This is a genomic window from Mycobacterium sp. IDUB_1, from assembly GCF_055419625.1.
This window is the reverse complement of the sequence record NZ_JBVAYA010000001.1, coordinates 587,219-609,966: the sequence shown is the minus strand read 5'-3', so window position 1 is coordinate 609,966 and position 22,748 is coordinate 587,219. Positions and strand designations below refer to the sequence as shown.

Sequence of the window (22,748 nt, the reverse complement as noted above, 5' to 3'; positions counted from 1 at the left end):
GGCAGTTTCGGTCAGGAGCGTCCATTCTTCCGATGAGGTGGAACGGTTTTCGTCACAGAGCGGGGTGAAGGTCTCGTACAGGACTCACGCCTTCCAGCATCGCGGCGATGTGAAGAACCGTGGATTCCGCGTGCCAGTTGCCGGCGATCTGCACCCCGATGGGGAGACCGTCGCTGCTGGTGCCGAAACGCATCGACAGCGCCGGTAGGCCGGTGATGTTGAACTGGACCGTGAACGTCTGGATGTGTGTGGCGTCGACGGTTTTGCCATCGACGACGAACTCGGTCAGGCCGTGCCGGTGTGCAGGGATGGGAAGCACGGGTAGCAGCAACGCGTCGTAGCGGGTGAAGAATTCGGCGTAGGCGTCGCGGAGCCGCTCCACACCCTGCTCTGCGGCGATGTAGTCCGCGATCGAGGTGTCCGGGGTGCCGAGCATCGACCTGGACATCGTGAACATGTCGTCCTCTCGGCCCCGCGTGGCGTCTGCCATCGCCGGCTTGAGCTCCATCACGTGCTGCAGGTTGAACAGAGCCAGCGGATTGTCGCGTTCGAGGGCGGGTATCGCCACCTCTTCGACGTGAGCGCCAGTATCCGACAGGGCGCGAGCCGCCTCGCGGACGGTTGTCGCGACTTCCGGATCGACCGGTCCGAGACCGGAGTCGACCAGCCAGCCGACCCGCAGCGGGCGGCCGGGATCCTCTCCGAGACCACTGTCGAAGCCCCTGGGCATCGTCGAGAAGCCATCTGCGCCATCGGGTCCGGCGAGCAACGTGTAGGTCAGGGCGACGTCGCGGACCGTTCGAGCCATGGGCCCCACATGCCAGTCCCGGCGTGGAACACGGGGCCAGACACCGGTCATGGGAATCCGCCCGTGGGTGGGTTTGAGTGCGACGATTCCGGTCTGAGCCGCCGGCCCGCGGACGGAGATCGCCAGGTCGGTACCCAAACCGACGGGGCTCATACCGGCCGCGATGGCCGCCGATTCGCCACCGCTGGACCCACCGGGTGTGCGCTCGACATTCCACGGGTTGTTCGTGCGGCCGGTGAGCAGGTTGTTGCTCTCTGTCGAGTAGGAGAACTCCGGCAAGTTGGTCTTGGCCAACAGAATTGCACCAGCATTCTTCATCCGGGCCACACTGGTGGCGTCGGTGGTGGGCATTCGCCCAGCGAATATCGGTGACCCGCGCTGGGTGAGTACGTCTGCAGTGTCGATGGAGTCCTTCACGGTGAAGGGCACCCCGTGCAAGGGGCCAATGTCTCTGCCCGCGTTCAGGTCCGCATCGGCTGCGCGGGCGGCGTCGAGGGCGCTGTCGGCGAGCGTCACGATTGCGTTGATCGTCGGGTTCGTGGACTCGATCCTCGCCAGGTGCGCGCTTACCAGTTCGACCGATGACAACGCCCCGGTGCGAATGAGCTCCGCCATTCTTGTTGCGTCGCTGTAGATCAGTTCGTCGTTCATGTCTTCTTCCGCGTTGTTGGTACGTTGTCCAGTGATTTGTAGTACTGCGTGTCACGTCATGGTGGGGATGACGAACTCGGCGCCATCTTTGATGCCGGAGGGCCAGCGTTCGGTGACGGTTTTGACTTTGGTGTAGAACTGGATCGATGCGGGGCCGTGCTGGTTGAGGTCGCCGAAGCCGGAACGCTTCCAGCCGCCGAAGGTGTGGTAGGCCACCGGGACCGGGATGGGCACGTTGACCCCGACCATGCCGACCTGCACGCGGGAGACGAAGTCGCGGGCGGCGTCGCCGTCGCGGGTGAAGATCGCCACGCCGTTGCCGTACTCGTGGGTGCTCGGAAGGCTCAGTGCCTCTTCGTAATCGTGGGCGCGCACGATGCACAGCACGGGGCCGAAGATCTCGTCGGTGTAGATGCTCATGTCGGTGGTGACGTGGTCGAACAGCGTGGGGCCGATGAAGTAGCCGCCTTCGAGGCTGTGGTCGTCGAAGGACAGTTCGTCGGTGGCGCGTTCGCGGCCGTCGACCACCAGGTCGGCGCCGGCATCCACGCCCGCGGCGATGTAGCTCTTCACCCGCTCGAGGGCGGCGGCGGTGACCAGCGGGCCGTAGTCGGCTTTCGGGTCGAGGCTGTGCCCGACGCGCAGCTGGTTGACTCTTTCCACGAGCCGGTTTCGCAGCCGGTTCGCGGTCTCTTCGCCGACGGGGACGGCGACGCTGATCGCCATGCACCGCTCACCGGCGCTGCCGTATCCGGCGCCGATGAGTGCGTCGACGGCCTGGTCGAGATCGGCGTCGGGCATCACGATCATGTGGTTCTTGGCGCCGCCGAAGCACTGGGAGCGTTTCCCGGTGGCGGCGGCGGTGGAGTAGATGTACTGCGCGATGTCGGAGGACCCGACGAAGCCGACGGCGGCGATGTCGGGGTGGTGCAGAATCGCGTCGACGGCTTCCTTGTCGCCTTGGACGACCTGGAACACCCCGGCGGGCAGACCGGCCTCGAGGAACAGTTCGGCCAGCCGCAGGGGGACCGAGGGGTCGCGCTCGGAGGGTTTGAGGATGAACGCGTTCCCGCATGCCAGGGCGGGACCGGCTTTCCACAGCGGGATCATCGCGGGGAAGTTGAACGGGGTGATCCCGGCGACGACGCCCAGGGGTTGGCGGATGGAGTAGACGTCGATGCCGCCGCCGGCGCCTTCGGTGAACTCACCTTTGAGTAGATGGGGGATGCCGATGGCGAACTCGATGACCTCGATGCCGCGCTGGATGTCGCCTTTGGAGTCCGCGACGGTCTTGCCGTGCTCGAGGGACAGCAGTTCGGCGAGTTCGTCGGTGTGGGCGTTGACCAGCTCGATGAACTTCATCATCACCCGTGCTCGGCGTTGCGGGTTCCACGCCGCCCATTCCTTCTGCGCCTGCACGGCCGAGGCGACGGCGGTGTCGACATCAGCTGTGGAGGCGAGTAGCACCTGGGCTTGGACCTCGCCGGTGCTGGGGTTCATCACATCCGCGGTCCGTGTGGACGCGAGTTCGCTGCGCTTACCGTCGATGAAATGGGGGATACGCGTGATCATGGGGATACCTTTCGTCTGAGTGTGGTTGTGGGACTGACGTTCACGCCGGGGTCCCGGTAGTGGCGGCAGGCGCCGGTACGTCCGCAGGTGGGACGTCACCCACGGCTCGGTCGATGTCGGAGTAGTCGACCCCGCGAGTCTCACGAGCGGCGATCAACGCGCAGGCCGTCACCGCCATCACGATGAGGAGATAGACGGTGATGGGCGTCGACGTGCTGTACGCAGCCAGTAGAGACCCGGCGATGATCGGCGCGGCGGCGCCGGCGAAGATCGATGTCACCTGTGCGCTGATCGAGATTCCGGTGTATCGCATCCGCGTGGGGAACATCTCGGTGAAGTACGCCGCTTGCGGCCCGTACATCAGACCCTGCGCCACGAGACCCATGATGAGCGCCCCGAGAATCGTCCTAGTGTCTCCGGTGTCGTACATGGGGAACACGGCGACGGCCCACACGGTAGCGAGCGCGACCCCGGCGCCGATCACGGGTTTACGTCCGAGCCGATCCGACAGGTAGCCGCAGATCGGCACGGTGACGAGGTGGATCACGTGTGCCAACAGCATGACCACCAGGACGTCGGAGGTGTCCACGCCGACTACGACCTTGAGGTAGGTGAGCGTGAACGACGCCGCCATGTAATAGGTGGTGTTCTCGCCGAGCCGCATTCCCATGGCCGTGAGGAGCTCGCGAGGGCGTTCCCGCAACACATCTCGCAGAGGGGATCGCCTCGTCTCGGCGCGCGTCGCCTTGGCTATCGCCTCCTTGAACACCGGTGCATCATCGATGCTGCGCCGAATGAAGTAGCCGACCAGCACCAGGGCAGCCGACGCGAGGAAGGCGAAGCGCCACCCCCACGCCAGAAACTGCTCAGAACTCGTCGTCGCTGCCAGTAGCGCCATCATCGCCGTCGCCAGGATATTGCCGGCGGGAACCGCGGCTTGAGGAAAACTCGCCCACAGACCGCGGCGGTCGGCGCCGCCGTGTTCGCTCACCAGCAGCACCGCACCACCCCATTCGCCGCCGAGCGCGAACCCTTGAATGAAACGGCACAGCACCAACAGGGCTGGCGCCCAGACGCCGACTTGGTCGTATGTCGGCAGCAGACCGATTGTCACCGTGCACAATCCGATGATCAGCAGGCTCCATTGCAACAGCTTCTTGCGACCGATGGTGTCCCCGAAGTGACCGAAGACGACTCCGCCGACGGGGCGGGCGAGAAACCCGACCGCGTATGTGCCGAACGCGGCGATGATGCCGAGGAGTTCGGAGCCGGCGTTGGGGAAGAACACGTGACCGAAGACGAGCGCCGCTGCCGTGCCGTAGATGAAGAAGTCGTACCACTCGATGACGGTGCCGGCCGTCGAGGCAGCAATGACTTTGGCGGCGGGCCTACCCTTCGACTGTCCTATCTCAATGGTGTTGTCTCGGTGGGTCATCGCTACCTCCAGCGGAGTGGTCCGGTGCCGTACGCACAGCACGGCAGAGTCTCGGTGTCAGTTGTGCGACTGGTGACGGTCGCTCACTGGAAGGCAGTCCGCCTCGCGGGCCGTGCCTCGAATCACATTCGATACCCAGACGCACCTGCAAACAAGCAACAACCTGACAACTGGCACGTGCACGAATGCAAAGCGCCGGCCCACCGCGAGTCGGGCAGATCTGCAACACGGTGTTGCGCTGTTGACTGTTGAGTCCGTGCTGTCGGCTGGTGACCATGGACGGGAGAGAGTCGTCGACACCGGAGCGACCGGTGTCCATGTGCAAGGGAGTGGATGATGAGCAAGATCGCGTGGATTGGCCTGGGCCACATGGGTTTTCCGATGTCCAAGAACATGGTCGACGCGGGCCACACCGTCCTTGGTGTCGACATTGCAGAGCGGGCGCGCGATGCAGCGCGCAGGAACGGCGTGACGGTGGTTCCCACCGTTGCCGAAGCGGTGCGTGACGCCGACGCTGTGTTCACGATGGTGCAGAACGGCGCAGTCGTGACCGACGTGATGAGAGGCCCCGAGGGTGCGTTTGCGCATATGTCAGCGGGCTCGGTTGTCGTCGATTGCTCGACAACGGGAATCGAGACAGCGCGGACTCTGGCCACGGAGGCGAGGCAGCACGGCGTCGGGTTCGTGGACGCGCCGGTGTCGGGTGGGGTGGAGGGGGCGGCGGATGGCAGTCTCACGCTGATGCTGGGGGGTGACAGCGAGCACGTCGCACTTGTCGAGCCTCTGCTGAAGTCGTTGGGCACATACATAGTTCACGTCGGCGCCAGTGGCGACGGGCAGGCGATGAAGGTCGTGAACAACGCGATGATGGCGGTGGGAATGGCCGCCGCGTGTGAAGTGTCGGTACTAGCAGAGCGATTGAACCTCGACCCCCGGGTCTACTTCGACGTTGTCAAGGAGTCGTCGGGTGACAGCTGGGTGTTCCGCAACTGGTTCCCGCTGCCGGGCGTGGTCGACACGTCGCCCAGTTCACACCAGTACGAGCCGGGTTTCATGATCGACCTGATCCATAAAGACCTGTACCTCGCGAATGCGACCGCGGCCGAGTTCGGCCTCCGGTTGGAGACCGCGGCCGCAGCCCAGAAGCTGTTCGCCGGCGCGTCCGCAAAGGGGCTGGGTCACAAGGACTGCACAGGTTTGGTTCTGGGCCTTGACGATTAGGCCGCCGTCCGTCATCCAGGCGATCACATCAGCGGAAAGCGATTGCGCATGGCACTGTTCGTAGTCATCTACAGATACGTCGACGACGAGGAGGTCGTGGGCACGCACCGACCCGAGCATCGGCGCTATCTGCGTGGGCTCGTCGATACGGGTGAGCTCGTCGTCGCCGGACCATTCGGGGGCCCGGGAACGCCGGGCGGCTTGCTCGTGCTCGACGTCGATTCACTCGAACGGGCAACCGAGATCGCGGATGCCGACCCATTTCATCGACGAGGCGTGGTCGCGGACCGCAGCGTCCGCAGTTGGACGCTCTCCACGAACCCGGTGCATCTCGCGCAGACATGATCTGGGCAACCGTCAGAGGAGTTCATCTGCGCGAACGGAGACCTCGCGGTGCAAGGCGGCGCGCACCGCGGTGAATGCGGGCCGCGAAAGCACTTCACGTCTCGCCGCCAGGGTGAATTGCAGTCGTGTGCGGCTCGCGATATCGGTGATCTCCAACAGGTCTGGCACGCGCAAGGCCATGAACTTCGGGATCAATGCGATGCCGGCGCCGCACGCGGCCGCCTCGAGTTGGGCGAAGATGTTGGTGGTGGTGAACTGTGCGTCGATGCCGGGCGCGTACTGACTCAGGTCCAAGTCGCCCACCTGGAGCAGGGAGTCGACATAGAAGATCAGGGTGTGGTCTCTCAGATCCTCGAGCGCGCTCGGCCGGCCGTGCTCCTGTAGGTAGGCATCGGTGGCGTAGAACGAGAGCCGGTATTCGGCGAGTGTCTCGGTGAACAGCCTTTTGGTCACAGGCACCCCGACCGCGATGGCGAGGTCGAAACCCGACTGGTGCAGATTCAGTTGCCTTGTGGCCGTCACCATCTCGATGTTCAACTCGGGGTGATCACGTCGAAGGGCGGCCATCGCTGGTACGGCAAAGACTGCTGAGAACCCGTCGGGCACCGTCAGCCGGAAGTTGCCCCGGATGACGTCCCCGGGGTCGCCTTCCACGGCACGCGCGACACCTTCGAGGGCGGCCTCGATGGGCCGGGCCTGGCTGGCGATCGTCCGACCGAAGTCGGTCAGCTCCCAGCCGTCCGCGCCGCGCTTGAGCACACTGGACCCCAGGGCCTTCTCCAGCGCTCGTAGCCGCCTCGAGACGGTGCTGGTATCGACGCCGAGCTGGTCCGCAGCCGCCCCGAGACGCCCCAGATTGGCAACCGCCAGGAAGTACCGCAGGTCGTCTGTGCGCAGCTGTCGCAGCTGGCTGGAGCTACTCATGAGGCTGGCATCCCGTCATCGAGTTACAACGCTGACCTGCCTTAGTGCAAACCTGCCAGATGAGTTTGTCAACTTCGTTGCGCTATTGCACCGGGTTATCGGCAACTGGCTGAGGCTCGTCTCGGCTCCTCTCGAACTCGAGCAAGGGAGTCCGTTTCACATCAGAATCTCGGGGGTGAAGGTGACGTCGACTCCGCCGACAGTCATCGTCACCTCGCCCTCGATCACCACCACCTGCGCGGTTACTCGTCGATCGACGGTGTGGGCCAGCTGCTGCACCGGGGGATGCGGTATCTGAGTCACTGACAGGTTCTGCAGCCCAGCCACTTTGGGACCGACCGTTCTCCACCAGGTGGGGACGCCCGAGGCGAACGGGAACAATGCCACCTGGTCGGCCTGGCTGGCCGCTTTGCCCAAGGCGCGTTCGTCGGGCTGGCCCACGCTGATCCACTCCAAGGTTTGCCCCGTGTAGTCGGCGAGCCGTAGGTCCGGTACGCCAGGGGTGGACAGGCCTGCCCCGAACGTCAACTCACCGTCGACGTCGCTGAGCCGGTGTGCCCGCAGCCCGAACGCCAGCAACCGCACCACCATCCGTTCATCGGTTTCACTGGGATGGCGGGCTACGGTCAGGCTGTGATCGGCGTAGTAGCCGTGATCGACATCTGAGATGCCGAGTTCGACTTTGAACACCGTTGCAGAAAGGGCCACGCCACAGTGTCCACCACAGTGTGCACCCTCACGGTGCTTCCCGCGTCATCAGTCTGGGAAATCCGCACTGCGCGACAGTGTCTCGTTCGCGCGGATATCGGCCAATGCGCCCTCGAGCGTGTCGACAACTGCGTCGTAGCCGCTGTTGCCGAGAATCAGCCGCCGGGGCGGCGAGTCCAGCGCCATGGCCGCGATGACGGCACGGGCACCGCGGTGGGGGTCGCCGGGCTGGGTGCCGTCCATGTCGATGAAGACTTGGCGGACCTGCTGGAGCATGTCGTGGTACTCCGGGATGGGTTCGTTGACGGGCTCGTCGGAGAATCCGGTGTAGGCGTTGGTGCGGAACGCTCCCGGTTCGACGGCCAGCACGGAGATGCCCTGAGAGGCGACTTCGTCACGCAGAGTTTCGGTGATGGCTTCGATCGCGAACTTCGTGGCGCTGTAGTAGCCGAATCCCGGTGCGGCGACGAGACCGGCCACCGAGGAGACGTTGACGATCCAGCCGTCGCCGCGGGCGCGCATGCCGGGTAGCACTGCGCGCGTCACCGACAGCACCCCGAAGAAATTCAGCTCGAACATCGCCCGCAGTGTCGAATCGTCCATTCCCTCGATCGATCCGTACCAGCCACGGCCGGCGTTGTTGACCAGGATGTCGATCCCGCCGAAGTGTTCCTCGGCCGAGCGCACGGCCTGCTGAACCTGCGCGGGGTCGGTGACGTCCATGGCCACGACGAGCACGCGGTCGCCATAGGGCTCGGCCCACGCCGCGAGCTCCTGCGGACGGCGTGAGGTGAGCACGACGCGGTCGCCGGCCTCGAGGGCCGTCTCCGCGTAGGCGACGCCGAAGTTGCCGGGGGTTCCGCCGGTGATGAACCATCGCTTGCTCATGGCTCGATCACCACCCGGCTGATCTTCGAGCCCTCAAAGGAGAATCGGTAGTGCAGGTCGGCGACACCGCCGGGGAAGTTGCCCTCGAGATGCTGGGTGACGTCGACGGTCGCGTCGGTGGTGGCCGCGCCGGTGATCTCGGTGGTGTAGGTGTACTCGCCGGCGGCGGTGGCCACCCACGCGCCGATGTCCTGATGACCCCTGTGGTCGTGGCCCTCGTCGGTGACCACCGCGTCGGCGGTCAGCGTGGCCAGTACCCGATCAACCTCTCGGGTGTCCAGTGCGGTCATGAATGTCGTGACGGTGTCGGGGAGCGCATCCCAATCTGTTTTCATGACCACACCGTCGGGCTTCCCCCAAGGGGAGAGTCAAGCGCTGCCGCGAATCTATTCGAGGTGTTGACCCTTCCCCAGGGGGAGACCGCACGGTGATCGTTGGCCATTCCTTGGCCGATGAGAATGGAGATGACGCGGATGCATGAGAAGTTCGGGACATACGGCGCGTGGCTCAACCCGGCGCTCGGGGACGCCCCGCGAATCGAATACGCCTCTGCGCTCGAGGAGTTGGGCTATCAGACGATCTGGGTGGGCATCGGTGCAGCCCCTGTCGGCGACATGAATTTCTTCGAGCAGATGATTGCTGCGACGAAGAGGGCGATCATCGCGAGCGCGATCATCAACATGTGGCAGGACGAAGCCCGCAGTGTCGCTCGGCACTACCACCGCATCGTCGAGCGACATGGTCCTCGCCTGCTTCTCGGCGTCGGACTCGGGCATCCGGAGACCAGGGACAGCTACGACAGGCCCTACGACCGCATGGCCCGGTACGTCGACGCGCTGCTGGAGGGCGGAGTGCCGCGAGAGGCGATCGTGATCGGCGCACTGGGAACCAGGACGCTCACGCTGGCCGGTGCCAAGACACGTGGTGCGCACCCTTATCTCACTGTGCCCGCACATACGCGATACGCCAGAGAACTAATGGGACGCAGCGCTTTCCTCGCGCCCGAGCACAAGGTTGTTCTGATCGAGGACGATGTCGAGGCGCGCAGGGTTGGCCGCCCCGCCGTGCAGTATCCGTATCTGGGGCTTCGCAACTACACCAACAATCTGATCCAGCACGGTTTCACCGAAGCAGATATCGAAGGATCGGGCAGCGATGCGCTCATCGACGCTCTGGTCGCCCACGGCTCCCCAGACGCTATCTACACCCGCATCGACCAACACCTGAGAGCCGGCGCCGACCACGTCTGCATCCAGGTGTTCACCGAGGATCACGCCGCATCACCAATGCAGGCGTTCCGGCTCCTGGCTGAGCACCGCCCCGCCGGCGCGCGTGCCGAATGACGCCGAGTCACGGCACAGAACGCGGCGCGGCGGAGTGCGTGACATCGTCCTGCGCCGTGGGCAGTTGGTGGTCAGACAGCAGCGCCGTGATCTTGCTGCGCTTGGCATCGAGATCCTGCAGCTGATCATCGATGCCGCGCAGCGTCTCGCGGATCACAGCGGCCAACGGAGGGCACATGTCCACGTCGTCACCGTCGAGGCAGGGCAGGACTTTCCGGATGGTGTCGACGTTGAACCCGGCGTTGATCAGGGTGCGAATCCGCCGTACCGATGCGACGGCCGATTCGGGATAGTCGCGATACCCGTTCGAGTGGCGGTCTGACTGAAGCAGCTGCTGCTCCTCGTAGTACCGCAACGACCTGGTGGATACGGCACAGCGTTGTGCCAACTCGCCGATCCTCACGGACCCTCCTGGTGTGACTGTCGTCGCAAGAGCCTTGACCTTCACACCCATGTGAAGGTTTAGCGTCCAGCGTATGCCAGCACCGCACACCGTCGTACACGCTGACGTCACCCGGATCGGAACCGGTTCACCCCTGGTGCTCGCCCACGGCGCCGGTGGAAGCGTCGGCGCCAACTTCGGACAGGTGATCGACGCCATGTCCGCCACCCGCACCCTCATCGGAATGAACTACCCCGGATCCGGTGCCACTCCGGAAGACCCCGCGGCGCTCCAACTGTCCACTCTCGCCGACTCGCTGGTGGCTGCAGCGGTCGACGCTGGATTCGAGACGTTCCCGATCCTCAGCCTCTCACTGGGTACAGCCGTCGCCGTCACGGCTGCAGTTCGTCATCCGCACCGAGTGACGGGCCTTCTCCTGACCGTCGGATTCGCGCAGACCGACCAGCAACTGCGGTTGGTGGTTGACACATGGACCGCGCTTGCCGAGAGCAGAGATCGAGCGGCGCTCGCTGCGTACCTAATCAGCCTGTCCTCCCCGGCAGTGCTCGCAGGACTCGACCGGGCAAGCGCCGACGCGGCCGTCGCGCTCACGCGCGAGAGCTATCCCGCCGGCGGCGCGGCACAGGCGCGACTGGCCGCATCGATCGACATCGTTGACGCATGCTGCGAAATAGCCGTGCCGACGGTCGTGTTCGTCGGCGGGCAGGATCGCATCGTGCTTCCGGACTCGACACGGCATCTGGCCGCGGTGACACCGGGAGCGATCCTCATCGAGTACGCCGATGCGGGCCACATCTTCACACCGAATGAAGCATCGGTGTGGATCGACGACATCAGCGACTTCTTGCACGCACACGAACTGTGAAGGCGCCCGCACCCGTTCACACGGCAGTTCTGGCCGGAGCGCTGTTCGTCTACCTCACCGCTGAGATGTTCCCGATCGGAGTGCTCCCCGATCTGGCAGCGGACCTGCACACCACCGAATCCGGAGCCGGCCGACTGCTCACCGTCTACGCCGTGGTTGCGGGGATCGCGATCGTGCCGACGGTGATGGCGACTCGGCGCCTCGACCGTCGTGTCGTGCTCGTCGGAGCACTGATGGTCCTCGCGGTGTCACAGGCAGCCCTCGCTGCTGCACCGAATGCGCCATCAGCCTTGGCGGCCAGGGCCGTGGCCGCAATCCCCCATGGGCTCCTGTGGTCGACCGTCCCGATCGTCGCAGTGTCGTCGGCGGCCGATGACCGACAGGGACGGGCGACGGCGCAGGTCTTCCTCGGGGGCTCGGCAGCGCTGGTGGGTGGCGCTCCGCTGATGACGGGGCTCTCGTCGTGGATCGGTTGGCGTCCCGCGGCCGTCACGTTGGCCGTGACGGCACTGCTGATCGGCGCGCTACTCTGGGTGATCCTGCCGAGAATCCCACCGGTTGACCCGGCGACGCAGCAGAAGACGTCGATCCCACCGTGGAGTGTCGTGAGTGTCTGTGTCGTCACGGTACTGCTGGTCACCGCCAGTTACGTGCCGTACACGTTCTTCTCGATCCTGGCGCAGCCGTACGGTTTTCGCTCCTGGTTGCTCGGTGGCTTGCAGATCGGTTTCGGCGTGGCAGGCCTGCTCGCCGTCGCGGTGATCGGTGGGCAGATCGACCGCAGTGTCGCTTCCGCGCTCACGGAGACGGTGGCAGGACTGGCAGTGGCATTCGGTGTGATCGCTCTGGAGCCGCCCACCGCGCTCTTCGTTGTCGGCGTCTTCCTCTGGGGGGCTGCGCTGGCGTGCGTGGCCCCGACGATGCAGAGCGCAGCGCTGCGCAGCGCGCCGGGAGACAAGGTGATGGCGTCGGCGCTCTACGTCCTGGCCTTTCAGATCGGTATCAGCGCGGGCTCGCTGCTGGGAGGCGTCGTCCTCGACGGCCCGGGTCCGCGGTGGCTAATGGTGTGCGCGCTGGCGGGGCTGGCGCCTGTCGCGGTGGCACTCGCCCTGTACCGCCTGGGTTTTCGTGTCATGGGCGCGGCGTCATCACGGACCTGATGCGTATGACGCATCCGCGTTGGCCGAGGCGGTCATGAAGAACTGTTGACCTTCCCCTAGCGGGAAGCTGCACAATCGTCGCAACCGGCGAAGGGCGCCGGATCGAGGAGGAGGACCCCATGGGTGCGCAGGTGTCGATCGGAGACTTCTCGTTGATGACGAGTCTGAGCCGGAAAGCGTTGCGGCACTACCACGATCTCGGCATTCTCGAGCCGGCGCACATCGATCCGCACACCGGCTACCGCTTCTATGACACCAGTCAGGTCGATCATGCCCACATCATCCGGCGGTTCCGATCCCTGGGCATGTCCATCCCCGACATCAAGGCGCTGCTGAGCACAGAAGACGCTGCCGCCCGGACGGACATCATCACGACGCATCTGGCACAGATGGAACAGCAGCTGCAGCAGACGCGTGACACCGTGGGTGCCTTGCGTGAATTGCTCGCTCCCGTCGGGGTTCCCGCAACTGTGGAGGTACGCCAAGAGCGGGCGCTGGCAGTGTGGTCGGTGAGTGCAACCATCGACATCGATGACATCGACACCTGGTTCGTGGGGGCGCTTACGCAGCTCGGCGACGCGCTGGCAACAGCCGGGAGCGATCGCTCCACCGTCGTGCCAGGTGGTCTCTACGACCGTGGGTTGTTCAGCGATTCCCGGGGTGAGGCGACGCTGTTCGTTCCCGCACCACCGTCGACGGCTGCTCCGCAAGGTATTTCTGCCCGCGTCCTCCCCGCGGCCGACTATGCCGTGCTGACCCATTCCGGCAATCACGAGGGCATCGACCGCAGCTACGCGGCTCTGGGGAAGTACGCCAACGAACAGCTGATCAGCGATCAGGGTCCGACGCGCGAGCACTACCTCGGCGGCTCACTGGAACCGGCGAGATTCACCGCCACCGAAATCTGTTGGCCCATCTTCCGCACCCGATGACCCCTCCGAGAGGTCACGGGCCGTTTCATCGCGGGCGAGGTGACGCAGACCGGAGCCGCTCTTCGAGGGGTGGCAACGGTTCTCCTTCATTCCGGGCTGTCCACGATCATCCTCGCCGCGCAGGTTATCGTCAGGAGCGATGAGCATCCGAGCGTTCTTCGCGTTGCAGACCGACGACGCGGGTCGCGAGGTCTTCGTGCCGACCGAGTGGGCGCGCGGTCCGTGGGGCGACACCATCAGCGGCAACTACCTCGGGGGGCTGCTGGGCCTCATCGGCGAGCGTGACCTCGCGGGACAGACGGCCGGTTTGCACCCCGCGCGGTTGACTGTCGATCTGATGCGGCCCGCAGCGTTGACGCCGGTATCGGTGAGCACCGAAGTCGTTCGAGCCGGGCGACGGCTGCTGCTGGCTGACGTCGTGATGACCCAGGACGGCAAGCCGATCGCCCGAGCCGGCCTGCTCTATCTACGTTCCGGTGAGCAGCCGACTGCGCCACGCTGGTCTGCCGATGTGGTCATGCCTCCGCTGCCGGCGATGCCCAGAACGATCTCCGACGACGCGCCGATGCTGATGTACTCCTATGGGCGGAACGACGCACATCCCGGAGACGGTCTTGCGGCGTGGGCGCACAGCGGGCCCAAGTTCGTGTGGTTCCGCGACATGCTGCCGATCGTCGATGCCTTGGACAAGACACCATTCGGGTCCGCGGCGATGGCGGGTGATGTCGCGAGCTCGATCACGGGCTTCGGCGAGGACGGCCTACCGTTCATCAATGCGGATTACACGGTCTCGCTGAGCCGCTTGCCTTCCGGTGCGTTCATCGGGCTCGCCGCTCTGACCCATCACAGCCACGGCGGAATCGCCACGGGTACAGCGCTTCTCGTCGATGAGAAGGGGCCGATCGGAACCGCCTCCGCCACGGCGCTGGTCAATCCCGGCTTCGACCCACCAGATCGGCCACGCTCCTGAGTTTCGCGAGCAACTACTGTCGCAGCAGTGGCGCGCTGCGGTAACTCCACATTCCGATCGAGCTGAAGGCGTCGCGATAGATGGAGAGAAGCTCGTCGGGAGTCGCGGTGGCGAGCTCGGCGAGAGGCTTGTCGGCGCTTCCGCTACCTGCGAAGACGTAGTCCTTACCCAGGGTGTCGGCGGCGGCGAGCTGGAACACTGTCAGCGCGCGGCGGATGTGACTGGCAGAGCTGATGACGAGTGCATGCGTCGCGCGCAGTTGCGCCAACACCTCGACGCCGTAGGACGCGTTCTCGACCGTGGAGCGCGCGAAGTTCTCGTCGTGAATGCGCTCGGCCGCAACGCCGTTGTTCACCAGCCACTCCTTCATGGACTCGCCCTCGGTGCGCCCGGATTGCTCGACGCCGCCGGTGACGATGATGGGTGCGGTCGGCCAGCGCTGCGCGGCGGCCTTCGTCTGCTGGAGGCGGTCGATCAAGATGTCGTCCATCGATCCGTCGTCGTGCAGCGCGTAGCCGAGGGTGACGATGCCGAGTCCGGGCTCCGGCATCGGTGGCAGGGTATCGGTCAACGGGGTCGCGACCTTCTGATCGATCGTGGCGAACATCGTCTGCAAGTGCTCTGCGCGCGCGGGGTCCAGCGCTCGGACCTGATTCATGTAGTTGTCGGCCTCGGCTTGCCGCCCGAGATAGCGTGACCAGCCGGCCAAGTACGACTGCGCGTCAACATCATTGGGAGCTGTGTCGAGCGCCGTCTTGTAGAGCGCGATCGCCGCGTCGACGTCCTTGCGTGCAATCTGCGCGGAGGCCGCGCTGAACAGGAGATCGTTTCGGTAGGGCGCCAGGTCGTGTGCCTGCATCAAGCGCTCGGCGACGATCTGCATGTTGTCGACCGTTTTGTCGGTGTTCCCGGCTGACGACGTCCGTGCGGGCGAGTCGAAGGCGTCCTCCGCCTCGTCCAGCAGCGTTTCGACGCGATCGTGAGTGCTCCCGTTGTCTGCCGACGGCGACGGCGACGGCGACGACGACGATGACGACGCTGCAGCCGGTTCGGCGCTGTCGTGGGCGCAGGCTGCACCGCCGAGAGCGAGGGCGATGGCGACCGGGATGCTCAGCGCCCTGCGCGCGTATGAGTGCTTCATCTGATTCCCCCGTGATCGGCTGTGGTCACCAACCTACTTGCCGTCGGAGTCGGTGAACATGCCCGATCACGGCGGGCATGTTCGGCGTCCGCCCGGTCCGTCAGAGGAAATAGCTGTCGTGGCGATGGTTCCACTCGATGCGTTCCTCGTCGGTCAGGCCGGCCAGGTGTGACAGGCCCTCGAAGTACGTCTCGCGCGGGGCCCCGGGGGCGAAAAGAACCAGTACCTCAGCCGGCTCGTCGGCCTCGTTGCGAAAACCGTGGATACCGCCGGGCGGAACGTAGAGGAAGTCACCTTTCGTTGCGTCGACCCACTTTTCGCCGTCGTAGAGACGCATTCCGCCGGAGAGGACGTAGAACGCCTCGGAGATGGCCCTGTGGTAGTGCGCGCCGGGCCCGCCCGCGTGGGGACCCATCTCGATGCGGTAGAGGCCGTAGTCTCCCGCAGACTTCTGCTGGTCGACCAGGTAATGGAATTTCAACGGTCCGCCGCGGTAGTCCTCGGCCTCATCGCTGCGCCGCAGCACGGCGCTGTTCTCGGGTTCGCCGCCGAAGCGGTTCTTCGGGTACGGCGGGACGTCCATGATGTTGCTCGGGTTCCAGAGCGACATGACGTTTTCTCTTTCTGTCTCAGTTGTCGTTCGGACCGACTATGCCTAGGCGACGTTCTCGTCGCCGACGGACCACAAGGCATCGATCTCGGCGTTGGCGCGCGCGAGGCTGTCGTCGGCGAGGGGCTTCACATGGGCCATCCGGTCGTCCATGTCAGCCATGGTCAGCTCGGCGACGATCAGGCGCGGTGTGAGACCGGCCATGGAAACACCGTGAGCCAGCCAGGATTCCGCGTGATCCCAGCCGTGACGAGGCGTGCCTGGGCTGTAACCGCCGCCGCGGCTTTCCAGCACGATGAACTCGGTGTCGCCGAGCAGGCTCGTGCCATCGGGGGTGAACGACAAGCCACCGCAGATGATGTGATCGACCCAGGACTTGACCAGGCTCGGCGCGGCGAAGTTGTACAGCGGCATACCGAGGATCACAGTGTCGGCGGCCTTGATCTCGTCGATCAGCATGGTGGCCAATGCGTACGTGCGGGCCTGAGCTGGGGTGTGCTGGTCGGGTGGGGTCATCAACGCCAACCCGGTCTCGGCATCCAGATGGGGCACAGGATCGGCGGCCAGATCTCGATAGGTAACCGTCCCAAGCGGATTCGCTTCAAGCCAGCGACCAGCGGCGCGCGCAGTCAAGGCACGGCTGACCGATGCCTGGCCGCGGACCGAAGAATCGATATGGAGAAGATGACTCATGATCTTCCTTTCAAGATAGTTAGCAAGATGCAAACTATCACTAGATTGCGAATAGTCAACCAACTCCCGTAGAGTGCTGTAGGTGGACGATCCAGCCGACCCGGACGATCTGAATGAGCCGGAGAACATGGTGGGCGCGATGATGGACTACCTGGTTCGACGCATGCGGGTGGAGGCTGACGAGGATCTCCGCAACTACGGGTTGAAGACACGGCACGCGATAGCGCTGACACTGCTACGGGACTTCGGTGAGCGGGCGCAATCCGAGCTGCCCTCGGCGCTCGGGATCGACGCCACCGGGGTCGTCGCTCTGCTCAACGACCTGGAGTCCGAGGGCTTCATCGAGCGGCGACGCTCGCCACAGGACCGTCGCCGGCACAACGTCGTGATCACCGCGGCGGGGCGCCGGCGCCTTGCCACGATCGAACAGGTCACCTCCCGTCTGGAGAAACGCATCCTCGGGTTGAACACCAAGGACCGTGCGGCACTGCACAAACTGCTGAGCAAGGCCATGGCGCACGCTGCCGGCGAGAGTGACGGCACCGAACAGAAGCGACCAGCGGCCCAGTAGCCCGGGGAGCCCTCGAGCGAGACGGCCTGGTCAGTTCAACGCCAACCAGTCCTCGAGTCGCGTGGTGCCCAGCTCGGCATCGTCGCCCGTGACGAGCGTCGTGTGGTCGATCGCCAGCCCGCTGTACGTGGCTGACGGATCGTCGACCACGTCGAGTGTTCGTCCCTGGTGACGAAGAACGGTGCGAGCCATGTCGGCGAAGGTCATCTTCTCCGGGCCGCCGACGTCGTGAATGGAGTTCAGCGGCTGACCGACGGCGATGCGGGCCAGTATCGCGGCCACCTCAGCGGCGTCGAGGGTCTGGATGAGCGCCACCGGTGCGCGCACCGCGTCGCCGGCCGATCAGTCCGGTCGCGCCAACGACGGCGATCTTCTTCGAGGTCTCGGTTTCGCGCACATCTCTACGCTGCCAGTGAGATCGGTGCACGGCCCGCTGGAGAACCCGTGGTCCTCCTCTGGGCTCACCATTGACATGCAAGTGGTTACTTGCCTATCGTGAACGAGGTGGGCGATGTCTTCAAGGCGTTGGCGGATCCCACTCGACGGGCGATTCTCGACGAACTGACCGATCGGAACGGTCAGACGTTGTTCGAGATCTGTGCACGACTCGCGTCAAAACACGGCCTCGGCTCGTCACGGCAGGCGATCTCGCAGCACCTCGACGTTCTCGAGGCCGCGGGCTTGGTGACCACGCGACGTGAAGGTCGGTTCAAATTCCACGACATCGACACCGCGCCACTGGAACCCATCGTCCAGCGGTGGCTTACGACGACGGGAAAGACACCGACAGAGAGGAATCGGCGTGAAGATCACCCTGACTAGCGTGTTCGTCGACGAGCAGGACAAGGCGCTGAGGTTCTACACCGACGTGCTCGGCTTCCAGACGAAACACGACATCCCGATGGGCGAGCACCGGTGGATCACTGTGGTCTCTCCGGAGGACCCCGACGGCACCGAAGTCGTGCTCGAGCCGGACGGACATCCCGCGGTGAAGCCGTTCAAGGAAGCGCTCGTCGCCGACGGCATCCCGTTCACTGCTTTCGCTGTCGACGACGTCCACGCCGAGTACGAGCGGCTCCGCGAGCACGGCGTCTACTTCACGCAGGAACCGGCGACCATGGGGCCGGTGACCACGGCGGTACTCGACGACACGTGCGGCAACCTCATCCAGATCCAGCAGATGAACTGAGTGTCGCCAGGGGCATTGCGATCGACGGGCGCTTCCCGAACAGTTGGAGTATCGACGAGAAAGGATGACTGATGACCGCCAACGATGACGCCGTGAGCCGCGAGCCCCGTCCCGACGAGGCTGAGGCCAACGCGTTCTTCCCCTCGCCGTACTCGCTGACGCAGTACGTCCCACCCCGGACCGATTTCGACGGTGTCGAGCACGAGGGTGCCTATACCGAGGGTCGGTGGAAGATCTTGGCGATTGCCGCCGAGGAACGCTATGTGCTGTGCAAGAACGGGAAACTGTTCTCCACCGGTAATCACCCCGTGGAAACGCTGCTGCCGCTTCACCACCTGATGGAGGCTGGTTTCGACGTGGACGTCGCAACGGTGACCGGTTACCCGGCCAAGCTGGAGTGGTGGGCGATGCCGGGTGAGGACGAGACCGTTCCCGAGGCCTACGAGAGACTCAAGCCCAAAATGCAGCAGCCGAAAAAGCTGGCCGATGTCGTCGCACATGAGCTCGGCGAGGACTCCGACTATCTGGCGGTGTTCATTCCCGGTGGTCACGGAGCGCTCGTCGGGTTGCCGGACGCAGAGTCGGTGGCACAGACGCTGGATTGGGCCTTGGCGCGTGACAGATACATCATCACGTTGTGTCACGGGCCGGCTGCGTTGCTGTCGGTCGGTCGTGACGGTCGTGAGTCACCGTTCAGGGGTTACTCGATGTGTGTGTTCCCGGATGCGCTCGATGAGGGCGCCAACGTCGACATGGGCTACATCCCCGGGCATCTACAGTGGTTGTTGGCAGAGTCGCTGGAGGCACAGGGAATCACGGTGCTCAATGACGACATGACCGGCCGGGTGCATCAAGATCGCACGTTGCTCAGCGGAGACAGCCCACTGGCAGCGAACAATCTCGGCCTGCTCGCGGCCGACGTTCTGGTGAAGGCGGTGAACGGCACGAGCTAGCGTTGATAGGACGGCGCCGGGGTGGCGCTGGCATGGCGCTCGGGTGAAACAGGTCTGCTGATAACAGCTTTCGCAACATCTGCCAGGAGCCACGTCACCGTGGGGACACCGAGCGCGCGGCGCGACGGAAGTCACGAGGGTTGACACCCCGCACTCGCTTGAACGCCGCACTGAACGCGAACGGATCCGTATAACCGACGGCGCGTCCCACCTGGGCGATGGGAAGATCCGGTTCGTCGGTCAACCGATCCATCGCCAGAGCCATCCGCCATCGTGTGAGGTAGGTGAGCGGCGCCTCGCCCATCAGCTCGCTGAAGCGTCTCGCGAGCGTCGACCGAGACACCCCGATGCGTTCAGCCAGCATCGCCACTGTCCAGGGCGCGGCGGGATCGTCGTGCAGCAGGCGCAGCGCGTCGCCAACCACCGGATCGCGCTGCGCGACCCACCAGGTCGGCGGTTCACCGCCGGGTCGGTCGAACCACCCGCGGATGGTGCACACCAGCATCCAGTCCAAGAGCCGATCGAGCACCACCTGCTGTCCCGGCACATCAGCGGCGACCTCCTCGGCGAGATGATCGAGGACAGCGTCACCGGTCCCGCCTGCGCCGACGTGCACGACGACCGGCAAGGCCTCCAGCAGTCGCCGGCTGATCTCGCCGCGCAGAGGATAGGCGCCCACGATCAATGTGCTTGCACCGGAATTCTTTCCAGAATCAACCCAACCGAGGCGGTGTCGGGTGCCACCCTGCTCGGGTGTCGCGCAGAATTCACCGCAGGCCACCGGTTCGGCTGTCGTGTCGAGAGCATCGACGAATGTGAAGGTGTCGGGGCCGCGAACAATGACCGTCTCATAGGAGTCGAGGCGTTGCGGCGGGCCGTTCTCGGGGACGATCCATCCGCCGCCGCCGAGGACCGTGCACAGCGTCAGCGGTGCGCCATCGACGAAGCGCAGCGACCACGGCGGCGTCAGAAGAGAACTTCCGAACAACGAGCCGTGCGCTCGTACGCCGCGGAACAGATCACCGAACGCATCCATATCGTCGAGGCTAGACGATTGAACAGGTATTTCGGACTCCAACCCATGTACTCGTCCAACGCCGCGGGGTTGACTCGACAACATGACTACTTCGACCACTCTGGTTCTCGGCGCGAGCGGCAAGTCTGGACGTCGGGTCGCGGCCCGACTCCGGCTCAGAGGTGTGCCGGTCCGCGCCGCGTCGCGACGCAGCGCCATTCCGTTCGACTGGGCCGCGCCGAGCGGCTGGAACGCGGTGCTGCACGGCGTGACCGCCGTCTACGTCGTCGCGCCGTCGGTACCCGGCCCGGTCCACGACTTCGTCTCGCAGGCTGCGGACGCGGGCGTGCGGCACCTCGTCCTCTTGTCGGGGCGCGGCGCCGATGACTGGGGTGACTCGACGTTCGGTCGTGACATGCGCGACGCCGAGGACGCGGTGCGCGCCGCGGACCTCTCGTGGACCATCCTGCGGCCCAACAACTTCGCGCAGAACTTCGACGAAGAGCTCTGGCACGCGCCACTTCTCGACGGGGAATTGGCGCTGCCGGCAGGCGATGTCGGTGAACCGTTCATCGACCTCGATGACGTCGCCGATGTCGCCGTTACCGTGCTCACAGACCCCGGCCCGCACCGCGGCCGCGTCTACGAGTTGAGCGGGCCTCGCTCGATCACCTTCGCCGACGCTGTCGCAGCCATCTCGCGCGCCGCGGACCGGCCGATGTCCTATCGGAGAATCACCTCTGAGGAGTACGTCGATACGCTGCTCGCCCAGGGCCTCGATCGAGGCGACGCCGAACACGTCGCCGAGATGTTCGAGCTGATGGGGCGAGGTCTGATCTCGGAGCCCACGGACGATGTCGCTGCTGTTCTGGGGCGCCCGGCCCGGACGTTCGAGGACTATGCCCTGCGCGTCGACGTGACGGGGGCCTGGACGCGATGAACCAGCTGACGGAGAACGACCTGCAGTTGCTGCGCCGCCCGCTCTACGGATTCTTGTCCACGGCAGATGGTCCGCTGCCACCGCAGCCGCGACCGGTGTGGTTCGAGGTCACAGACGCCAACGAGATCCAGCTGTTCAGCGCACCCGACACCGTGCGGGTTCGCAGATTGCGACGGGACCCGCGCGTCTCGCTCGTCGTGACCGCCCCGGTGGGTGAACGCGAACGGTGGGTGTCGGTGACGGGAACGGCGACGGTTGCCGACGACGGCGCTGAGGCCCTGCTCGAGCGACTCGCCGCACGTTACTGGAACCTCGACGACCCCACTCGCGCACACGATCTCGCCGAGATGCTGCACGAACAATGGGTCCGGATCGTCATCCACCCTGTGACAGTCCATCGCTATGCGATGTGACCCCGCATCAGACGCCGGCTGAGGCGAGCTCCTCGGCGAACAACTGGGCGCGAGCGGCTGCGTACTCCTCGCTCAACCGCGCCACCAGCTCGGCCGTGGAGACCACCTCCCGGATGGGTCCGATGCCCTGTCCGGCACCCCAGATGTCCTTCCACGCTTTGGCATCGGTGTTCCCGCCGGACCCGAAATCCATTGTCGACGGATCGGATTCGGGCAGGTTCTCGGGATCCAGCCCCGCTGCCTCGATGGAGCCGCGCAGATAATTGCCGTGCACACCGGTGAAGAGGTTCGAGTACACGATGTCGCTGGCACCGCTGGTGGTGACCATCTGCTTGTAGGCGTCCTCGGTGCGAGCTTCGGTCGTGGCCAGGAAGGCCGATCCGATGTAGGCGAGATCGGCACCGGCGGCCTGGGCGGCCAGGATGGACCGACCGTGCCCGATGGCGCCGGACAGCAGCAGCGGCCCGTCGAACCACGCACGGATCTCCTGCACGAGCGCGAACGGCGAGATGGTGCCGGCGTGCCCGCCCGCCCCCGCAGCCACGGCGATCAGACCGTCAGCGCCCTTCTCGATGGCTTTGCGCGCGAACCTGTCGTTGATGACGTCGTGCAGCACGATGCCGCCGTAGGAATGGATGGCGTCGTTGACGTCGGCACGGGCACCCAGCGAAGTGATCACGACGGGGACCTTGAAGTCGATGCACGCCTGCACGTCCTCCTCGAGTCGCTCATTGGACTTGTGCACGATCTGGTTCACCGCGAACGGAGCCGTCACCGCGTCGGGATGCTCACGGCGCCGGCCGTCCAACGCGGTGGTGATCTGTTCCAGCCACTCGCGCACCACGGAGGCCGGGCGGGCGTTGAGTGCTGGGAAGGATCCCACGACGCCGGCGCTGCACTGCGCGATCACCAACTCCGGTCCGGAGCAGAGGAACAGTGGGGCCGCGACGGCGGGCAGGGCGAGATTGTCACGCAGGATGTCGGGAAGGGCCATGGGG

The 22,748-nt window shown here is 65.2% G+C and carries 27 protein-coding genes; 13 read left to right on the top strand and 14 right to left on the bottom strand.

All coding sequences use genetic code 11. The features are described from left to right. Positions 1 to 52: 52 nt before the first annotated feature. From ACZYYX_RS03110 to ACZYYX_RS03100, 3 genes are read right to left on the bottom strand one after another with little or no spacing between them, the layout of a single operon-like run. Positions 53 to 1,459: an amidase gene (locus ACZYYX_RS03110; RefSeq protein ID WP_463812927.1), complete on the bottom strand. Its 1,407-nt coding sequence runs from the start codon at positions 1,457 to 1,459 to the stop codon at positions 53 to 55. 51 nt (positions 1,460 to 1,510) lie between these two features. Further along, a complete protein-coding gene (locus ACZYYX_RS03105) occupies positions 1,511 to 3,031 on the bottom strand; it encodes a CoA-acylating methylmalonate-semialdehyde dehydrogenase (protein WP_463812926.1) in 1,521 nt (506 codons plus the stop codon). A gap of 40 nt (positions 3,032 to 3,071) precedes the next feature. Further along, the gene (locus ACZYYX_RS03100; RefSeq protein WP_463812925.1) at positions 3,072 to 4,466 is read right to left on the bottom strand and encodes an MFS transporter; all 1,395 of its coding nucleotides are present in this window, start codon (positions 4,464 to 4,466) and stop codon (positions 3,072 to 3,074) included. 336 nt (positions 4,467 to 4,802) lie between these two features. Here ACZYYX_RS03100 and ACZYYX_RS03095 point away from each other — a divergent pair, with 336 nt between their 5' ends. Next, positions 4,803 to 5,687, top strand: coding sequence for an NAD(P)-dependent oxidoreductase (locus tag ACZYYX_RS03095; protein ID WP_463812924.1), 885 nt, complete (start codon positions 4,803 to 4,805; stop codon positions 5,685 to 5,687). A 48-nt stretch (positions 5,688 to 5,735) separates the two neighbouring features. Then, positions 5,736 to 6,032, top strand: coding sequence for a YciI family protein (locus ACZYYX_RS03090; RefSeq protein ID WP_463812923.1), 297 nt, complete (start codon positions 5,736 to 5,738; stop codon positions 6,030 to 6,032). 12 nt (positions 6,033 to 6,044) lie between these two features. Here ACZYYX_RS03090 and ACZYYX_RS03085 read toward each other — a convergent pair whose 3' ends face one another. The 4 genes from ACZYYX_RS03085 to ACZYYX_RS03070 all read right to left on the bottom strand — a co-directional run bounded on the left by ACZYYX_RS03085 (position 6,045) and on the right by ACZYYX_RS03070 (position 8,887). After that, the gene (locus tag ACZYYX_RS03085; RefSeq protein WP_463812922.1) at positions 6,045 to 6,956 is read right to left on the bottom strand and encodes a LysR family transcriptional regulator; all 912 of its coding nucleotides are present in this window, start codon (positions 6,954 to 6,956) and stop codon (positions 6,045 to 6,047) included. A gap of 156 nt (positions 6,957 to 7,112) precedes the next feature. Next, complete coding sequence (locus ACZYYX_RS03080; RefSeq protein ID WP_463812921.1) at positions 7,113 to 7,664, bottom strand: YaeQ family protein; 552 nt, start codon at positions 7,662 to 7,664, stop codon at positions 7,113 to 7,115. Between the two features lie 48 nt (positions 7,665 to 7,712). Beyond that, the gene (locus tag ACZYYX_RS03075; RefSeq protein ID WP_463812920.1) at positions 7,713 to 8,552 is read right to left on the bottom strand and encodes an oxidoreductase; all 840 of its coding nucleotides are present in this window, start codon (positions 8,550 to 8,552) and stop codon (positions 7,713 to 7,715) included. Further along, the gene (locus ACZYYX_RS03070; RefSeq protein WP_463812919.1) at positions 8,549 to 8,887 is read right to left on the bottom strand and encodes a nuclear transport factor 2 family protein; all 339 of its coding nucleotides are present in this window, start codon (positions 8,885 to 8,887) and stop codon (positions 8,549 to 8,551) included. The genes ACZYYX_RS03075 and ACZYYX_RS03070 overlap by 4 nt, the downstream gene beginning before the upstream one ends. Positions 8,888 to 9,025: 138 nt before the next feature. Here ACZYYX_RS03070 and ACZYYX_RS03065 point away from each other — a divergent pair, with 138 nt between their 5' ends. Next, positions 9,026 to 9,895: a TIGR03620 family F420-dependent LLM class oxidoreductase gene (locus ACZYYX_RS03065; RefSeq protein ID WP_463812918.1), complete on the top strand. Its 870-nt coding sequence runs from the start codon at positions 9,026 to 9,028 to the stop codon at positions 9,893 to 9,895. Positions 9,896 to 9,902: 7 nt separating this feature from the next. On the opposite strand, the gene ACZYYX_RS03060 is transcribed toward ACZYYX_RS03065, so the two are convergent. Beyond that, positions 9,903 to 10,298 carry a MerR family transcriptional regulator gene (locus ACZYYX_RS03060; RefSeq protein ID WP_463812917.1) on the bottom strand — a complete coding sequence of 132 codons (396 nt, stop codon included), beginning with the start codon at positions 10,296 to 10,298 and terminating at the stop codon, positions 9,903 to 9,905. Between the two features lie 73 nt (positions 10,299 to 10,371). On the opposite strand from ACZYYX_RS03060, the gene ACZYYX_RS03055 reads away from it, so the two are divergent. From ACZYYX_RS03055 to ACZYYX_RS03040, 4 genes are all read left to right on the top strand, one after another. Next, the gene (locus ACZYYX_RS03055) at positions 10,372 to 11,163 is read left to right on the top strand and encodes an alpha/beta fold hydrolase (protein WP_463812916.1); all 792 of its coding nucleotides are present in this window, start codon (positions 10,372 to 10,374) and stop codon (positions 11,161 to 11,163) included. After that, positions 11,160 to 12,323 (top strand): MFS transporter, encoded by a 1,164-nt coding sequence (locus ACZYYX_RS03050; protein WP_463812915.1) that lies wholly within the window; start codon positions 11,160 to 11,162, stop codon positions 12,321 to 12,323. Before ACZYYX_RS03055 ends, ACZYYX_RS03050 begins: the two co-directional genes overlap by 4 nt. Before the next feature lie 119 nt (positions 12,324 to 12,442). Next, a complete protein-coding gene (locus ACZYYX_RS03045; protein WP_463812914.1) occupies positions 12,443 to 13,255 on the top strand; it encodes a MerR family transcriptional regulator in 813 nt (270 codons plus the stop codon). Between the two features lie 139 nt (positions 13,256 to 13,394). Continuing rightward, on the top strand, positions 13,395 to 14,225 hold the full coding sequence (locus ACZYYX_RS03040; RefSeq protein WP_463812913.1) for an acyl-CoA thioesterase domain-containing protein: 831 nt from the start codon (positions 13,395 to 13,397) through the stop codon (positions 14,223 to 14,225). A gap of 13 nt (positions 14,226 to 14,238) precedes the next feature. Here ACZYYX_RS03040 and ACZYYX_RS03035 read toward each other — a convergent pair whose 3' ends face one another. The 3 genes from ACZYYX_RS03035 to ACZYYX_RS03025 form a co-directional block, all read right to left on the bottom strand. Further along, positions 14,239 to 15,366 (bottom strand): ElyC/SanA/YdcF family protein, encoded by a 1,128-nt coding sequence (locus ACZYYX_RS03035; RefSeq protein WP_463812912.1) that lies wholly within the window; start codon positions 15,364 to 15,366, stop codon positions 14,239 to 14,241. Positions 15,367 to 15,466: 100 nt separating this feature from the next. Further along, on the bottom strand, positions 15,467 to 15,976 hold the full coding sequence (locus ACZYYX_RS03030) for a cupin domain-containing protein (protein WP_463812911.1): 510 nt from the start codon (positions 15,974 to 15,976) through the stop codon (positions 15,467 to 15,469). Between the two features lie 45 nt (positions 15,977 to 16,021). Continuing rightward, on the bottom strand, positions 16,022 to 16,732 hold the full coding sequence (locus ACZYYX_RS03025) for an FMN-dependent NADH-azoreductase (protein WP_463812910.1): 711 nt from the start codon (positions 16,730 to 16,732) through the stop codon (positions 16,022 to 16,024). A 19-nt stretch (positions 16,733 to 16,751) separates the two neighbouring features. Between ACZYYX_RS03025 and ACZYYX_RS03020 the strand changes: the two genes are divergently transcribed. Continuing rightward, a complete protein-coding gene (locus ACZYYX_RS03020) occupies positions 16,752 to 17,240 on the top strand; it encodes a MarR family winged helix-turn-helix transcriptional regulator (RefSeq protein ID WP_463812909.1) in 489 nt (162 codons plus the stop codon). 30 nt (positions 17,241 to 17,270) lie between these two features. Here the strand turns inward: ACZYYX_RS03020 and ACZYYX_RS03015 are convergent, their stop codons facing one another. Beyond that, positions 17,271 to 17,555, bottom strand: a complete 285-nt coding sequence (locus ACZYYX_RS03015) for a hypothetical protein (RefSeq protein WP_463812908.1) — start codon at positions 17,553 to 17,555, stop codon at positions 17,271 to 17,273. 189 nt (positions 17,556 to 17,744) lie between these two features. On the opposite strand from ACZYYX_RS03015, the gene ACZYYX_RS03010 reads away from it, so the two are divergent. The 3 genes from ACZYYX_RS03010 (at position 17,745) to hchA (ending at position 19,382) form a co-directional block, all read left to right on the top strand. Beyond that, complete coding sequence (locus ACZYYX_RS03010; RefSeq protein ID WP_463812907.1) at positions 17,745 to 18,062, top strand: ArsR/SmtB family transcription factor; 318 nt, start codon at positions 17,745 to 17,747, stop codon at positions 18,060 to 18,062. Then, positions 18,043 to 18,429 carry a VOC family protein gene (locus ACZYYX_RS03005; protein ID WP_463812906.1) on the top strand — a complete coding sequence of 129 codons (387 nt, stop codon included), beginning with the start codon at positions 18,043 to 18,045 and terminating at the stop codon, positions 18,427 to 18,429. The genes ACZYYX_RS03010 and ACZYYX_RS03005 overlap by 20 nt, the downstream gene beginning before the upstream one ends. 71 nt (positions 18,430 to 18,500) lie before the next feature. Further along, positions 18,501 to 19,382 carry a glyoxalase III HchA gene (gene hchA / locus ACZYYX_RS03000; RefSeq protein ID WP_463812905.1) on the top strand — a complete coding sequence of 294 codons (882 nt, stop codon included), beginning with the start codon at positions 18,501 to 18,503 and terminating at the stop codon, positions 19,380 to 19,382. Positions 19,383 to 19,476: 94 nt separating this feature from the next. Here hchA and ACZYYX_RS02995 read toward each other — a convergent pair whose 3' ends face one another. Next, entirely contained in the window at positions 19,477 to 20,418 is a 942-nt protein-coding gene (locus ACZYYX_RS02995) for an AraC family transcriptional regulator (protein ID WP_463812904.1), read from the bottom strand. An 82-nt stretch (positions 20,419 to 20,500) separates the two neighbouring features. Here ACZYYX_RS02995 and ACZYYX_RS02990 point away from each other — a divergent pair, with 82 nt between their 5' ends. Beyond that, a complete protein-coding gene (locus ACZYYX_RS02990) occupies positions 20,501 to 21,337 on the top strand; it encodes an NAD(P)H-binding protein (RefSeq protein ID WP_463812902.1) in 837 nt (278 codons plus the stop codon). Next, complete coding sequence (locus ACZYYX_RS02985) at positions 21,334 to 21,750, top strand: pyridoxamine 5'-phosphate oxidase family protein (RefSeq protein ID WP_463812901.1); 417 nt, start codon at positions 21,334 to 21,336, stop codon at positions 21,748 to 21,750. The genes ACZYYX_RS02990 and ACZYYX_RS02985 overlap by 4 nt, the downstream gene beginning before the upstream one ends. A gap of 7 nt (positions 21,751 to 21,757) precedes the next feature. On the opposite strand, the gene ACZYYX_RS02980 is transcribed toward ACZYYX_RS02985, so the two are convergent. Further along, entirely contained in the window at positions 21,758 to 22,744 is a 987-nt protein-coding gene (locus ACZYYX_RS02980) for an NAD(P)H-dependent flavin oxidoreductase (protein ID WP_463812900.1), read from the bottom strand. Positions 22,745 to 22,748 lie beyond the last annotated feature (4 nt).

Excerpts from the sequence above, each read along its gene's own strand:
- ACZYYX_RS03110 (WP_463812927.1), bottom strand. The coding sequence starts at position 1,459 with ATGAACGACGAACTGATCTACAGCGACGCAACAAGAATGGCGGAGCTC.
- ACZYYX_RS03105 (WP_463812926.1), bottom strand. The coding sequence starts at position 3,031 with ATGATCACGCGTATCCCCCATTTCATCGACGGTAAGCGCAGCGAACTC.
- ACZYYX_RS03100 (WP_463812925.1), bottom strand. The coding sequence starts at position 4,466 with ATGACCCACCGAGACAACACCATTGAGATAGGACAGTCGAAGGGTAGG.
- ACZYYX_RS03095 (WP_463812924.1), top strand. The coding sequence starts at position 4,803 with ATGAGCAAGATCGCGTGGATTGGCCTGGGCCACATGGGTTTTCCGATG.
- ACZYYX_RS03090 (WP_463812923.1), top strand. The coding sequence starts at position 5,736 with ATGGCACTGTTCGTAGTCATCTACAGATACGTCGACGACGAGGAGGTC.
- ACZYYX_RS03085 (WP_463812922.1), bottom strand. The coding sequence starts at position 6,956 with ATGAGTAGCTCCAGCCAGCTGCGACAGCTGCGCACAGACGACCTGCGG.
- ACZYYX_RS03075 (WP_463812920.1), bottom strand. The coding sequence starts at position 8,552 with ATGAGCAAGCGATGGTTCATCACCGGCGGAACCCCCGGCAACTTCGGC.
- ACZYYX_RS03070 (WP_463812919.1), bottom strand. The coding sequence starts at position 8,887 with ATGAAAACAGATTGGGATGCGCTCCCCGACACCGTCACGACATTCATG.
- ACZYYX_RS03065 (WP_463812918.1), top strand. The coding sequence starts at position 9,026 with ATGCATGAGAAGTTCGGGACATACGGCGCGTGGCTCAACCCGGCGCTC.
- ACZYYX_RS03055 (WP_463812916.1), top strand. The coding sequence starts at position 10,372 with ATGCCAGCACCGCACACCGTCGTACACGCTGACGTCACCCGGATCGGA.
- ACZYYX_RS03045 (WP_463812914.1), top strand. The coding sequence starts at position 12,443 with ATGGGTGCGCAGGTGTCGATCGGAGACTTCTCGTTGATGACGAGTCTG.
- ACZYYX_RS03040 (WP_463812913.1), top strand. The coding sequence starts at position 13,395 with ATGAGCATCCGAGCGTTCTTCGCGTTGCAGACCGACGACGCGGGTCGC.
- ACZYYX_RS03035 (WP_463812912.1), bottom strand. The coding sequence starts at position 15,366 with ATGAAGCACTCATACGCGCGCAGGGCGCTGAGCATCCCGGTCGCCATC.
- ACZYYX_RS03030 (WP_463812911.1), bottom strand. The coding sequence starts at position 15,976 with ATGTCGCTCTGGAACCCGAGCAACATCATGGACGTCCCGCCGTACCCG.
- hchA (WP_463812905.1), top strand. The coding sequence starts at position 18,501 with ATGACCGCCAACGATGACGCCGTGAGCCGCGAGCCCCGTCCCGACGAG.
- ACZYYX_RS02995 (WP_463812904.1), bottom strand. The coding sequence starts at position 20,418 with ATGGATGCGTTCGGTGATCTGTTCCGCGGCGTACGAGCGCACGGCTCG.
- ACZYYX_RS02990 (WP_463812902.1), top strand. The coding sequence starts at position 20,501 with ATGACTACTTCGACCACTCTGGTTCTCGGCGCGAGCGGCAAGTCTGGA.
- ACZYYX_RS02985 (WP_463812901.1), top strand. The coding sequence starts at position 21,334 with ATGAACCAGCTGACGGAGAACGACCTGCAGTTGCTGCGCCGCCCGCTC.
- ACZYYX_RS02980 (WP_463812900.1), bottom strand. The coding sequence starts at position 22,744 with ATGGCCCTTCCCGACATCCTGCGTGACAATCTCGCCCTGCCCGCCGTC.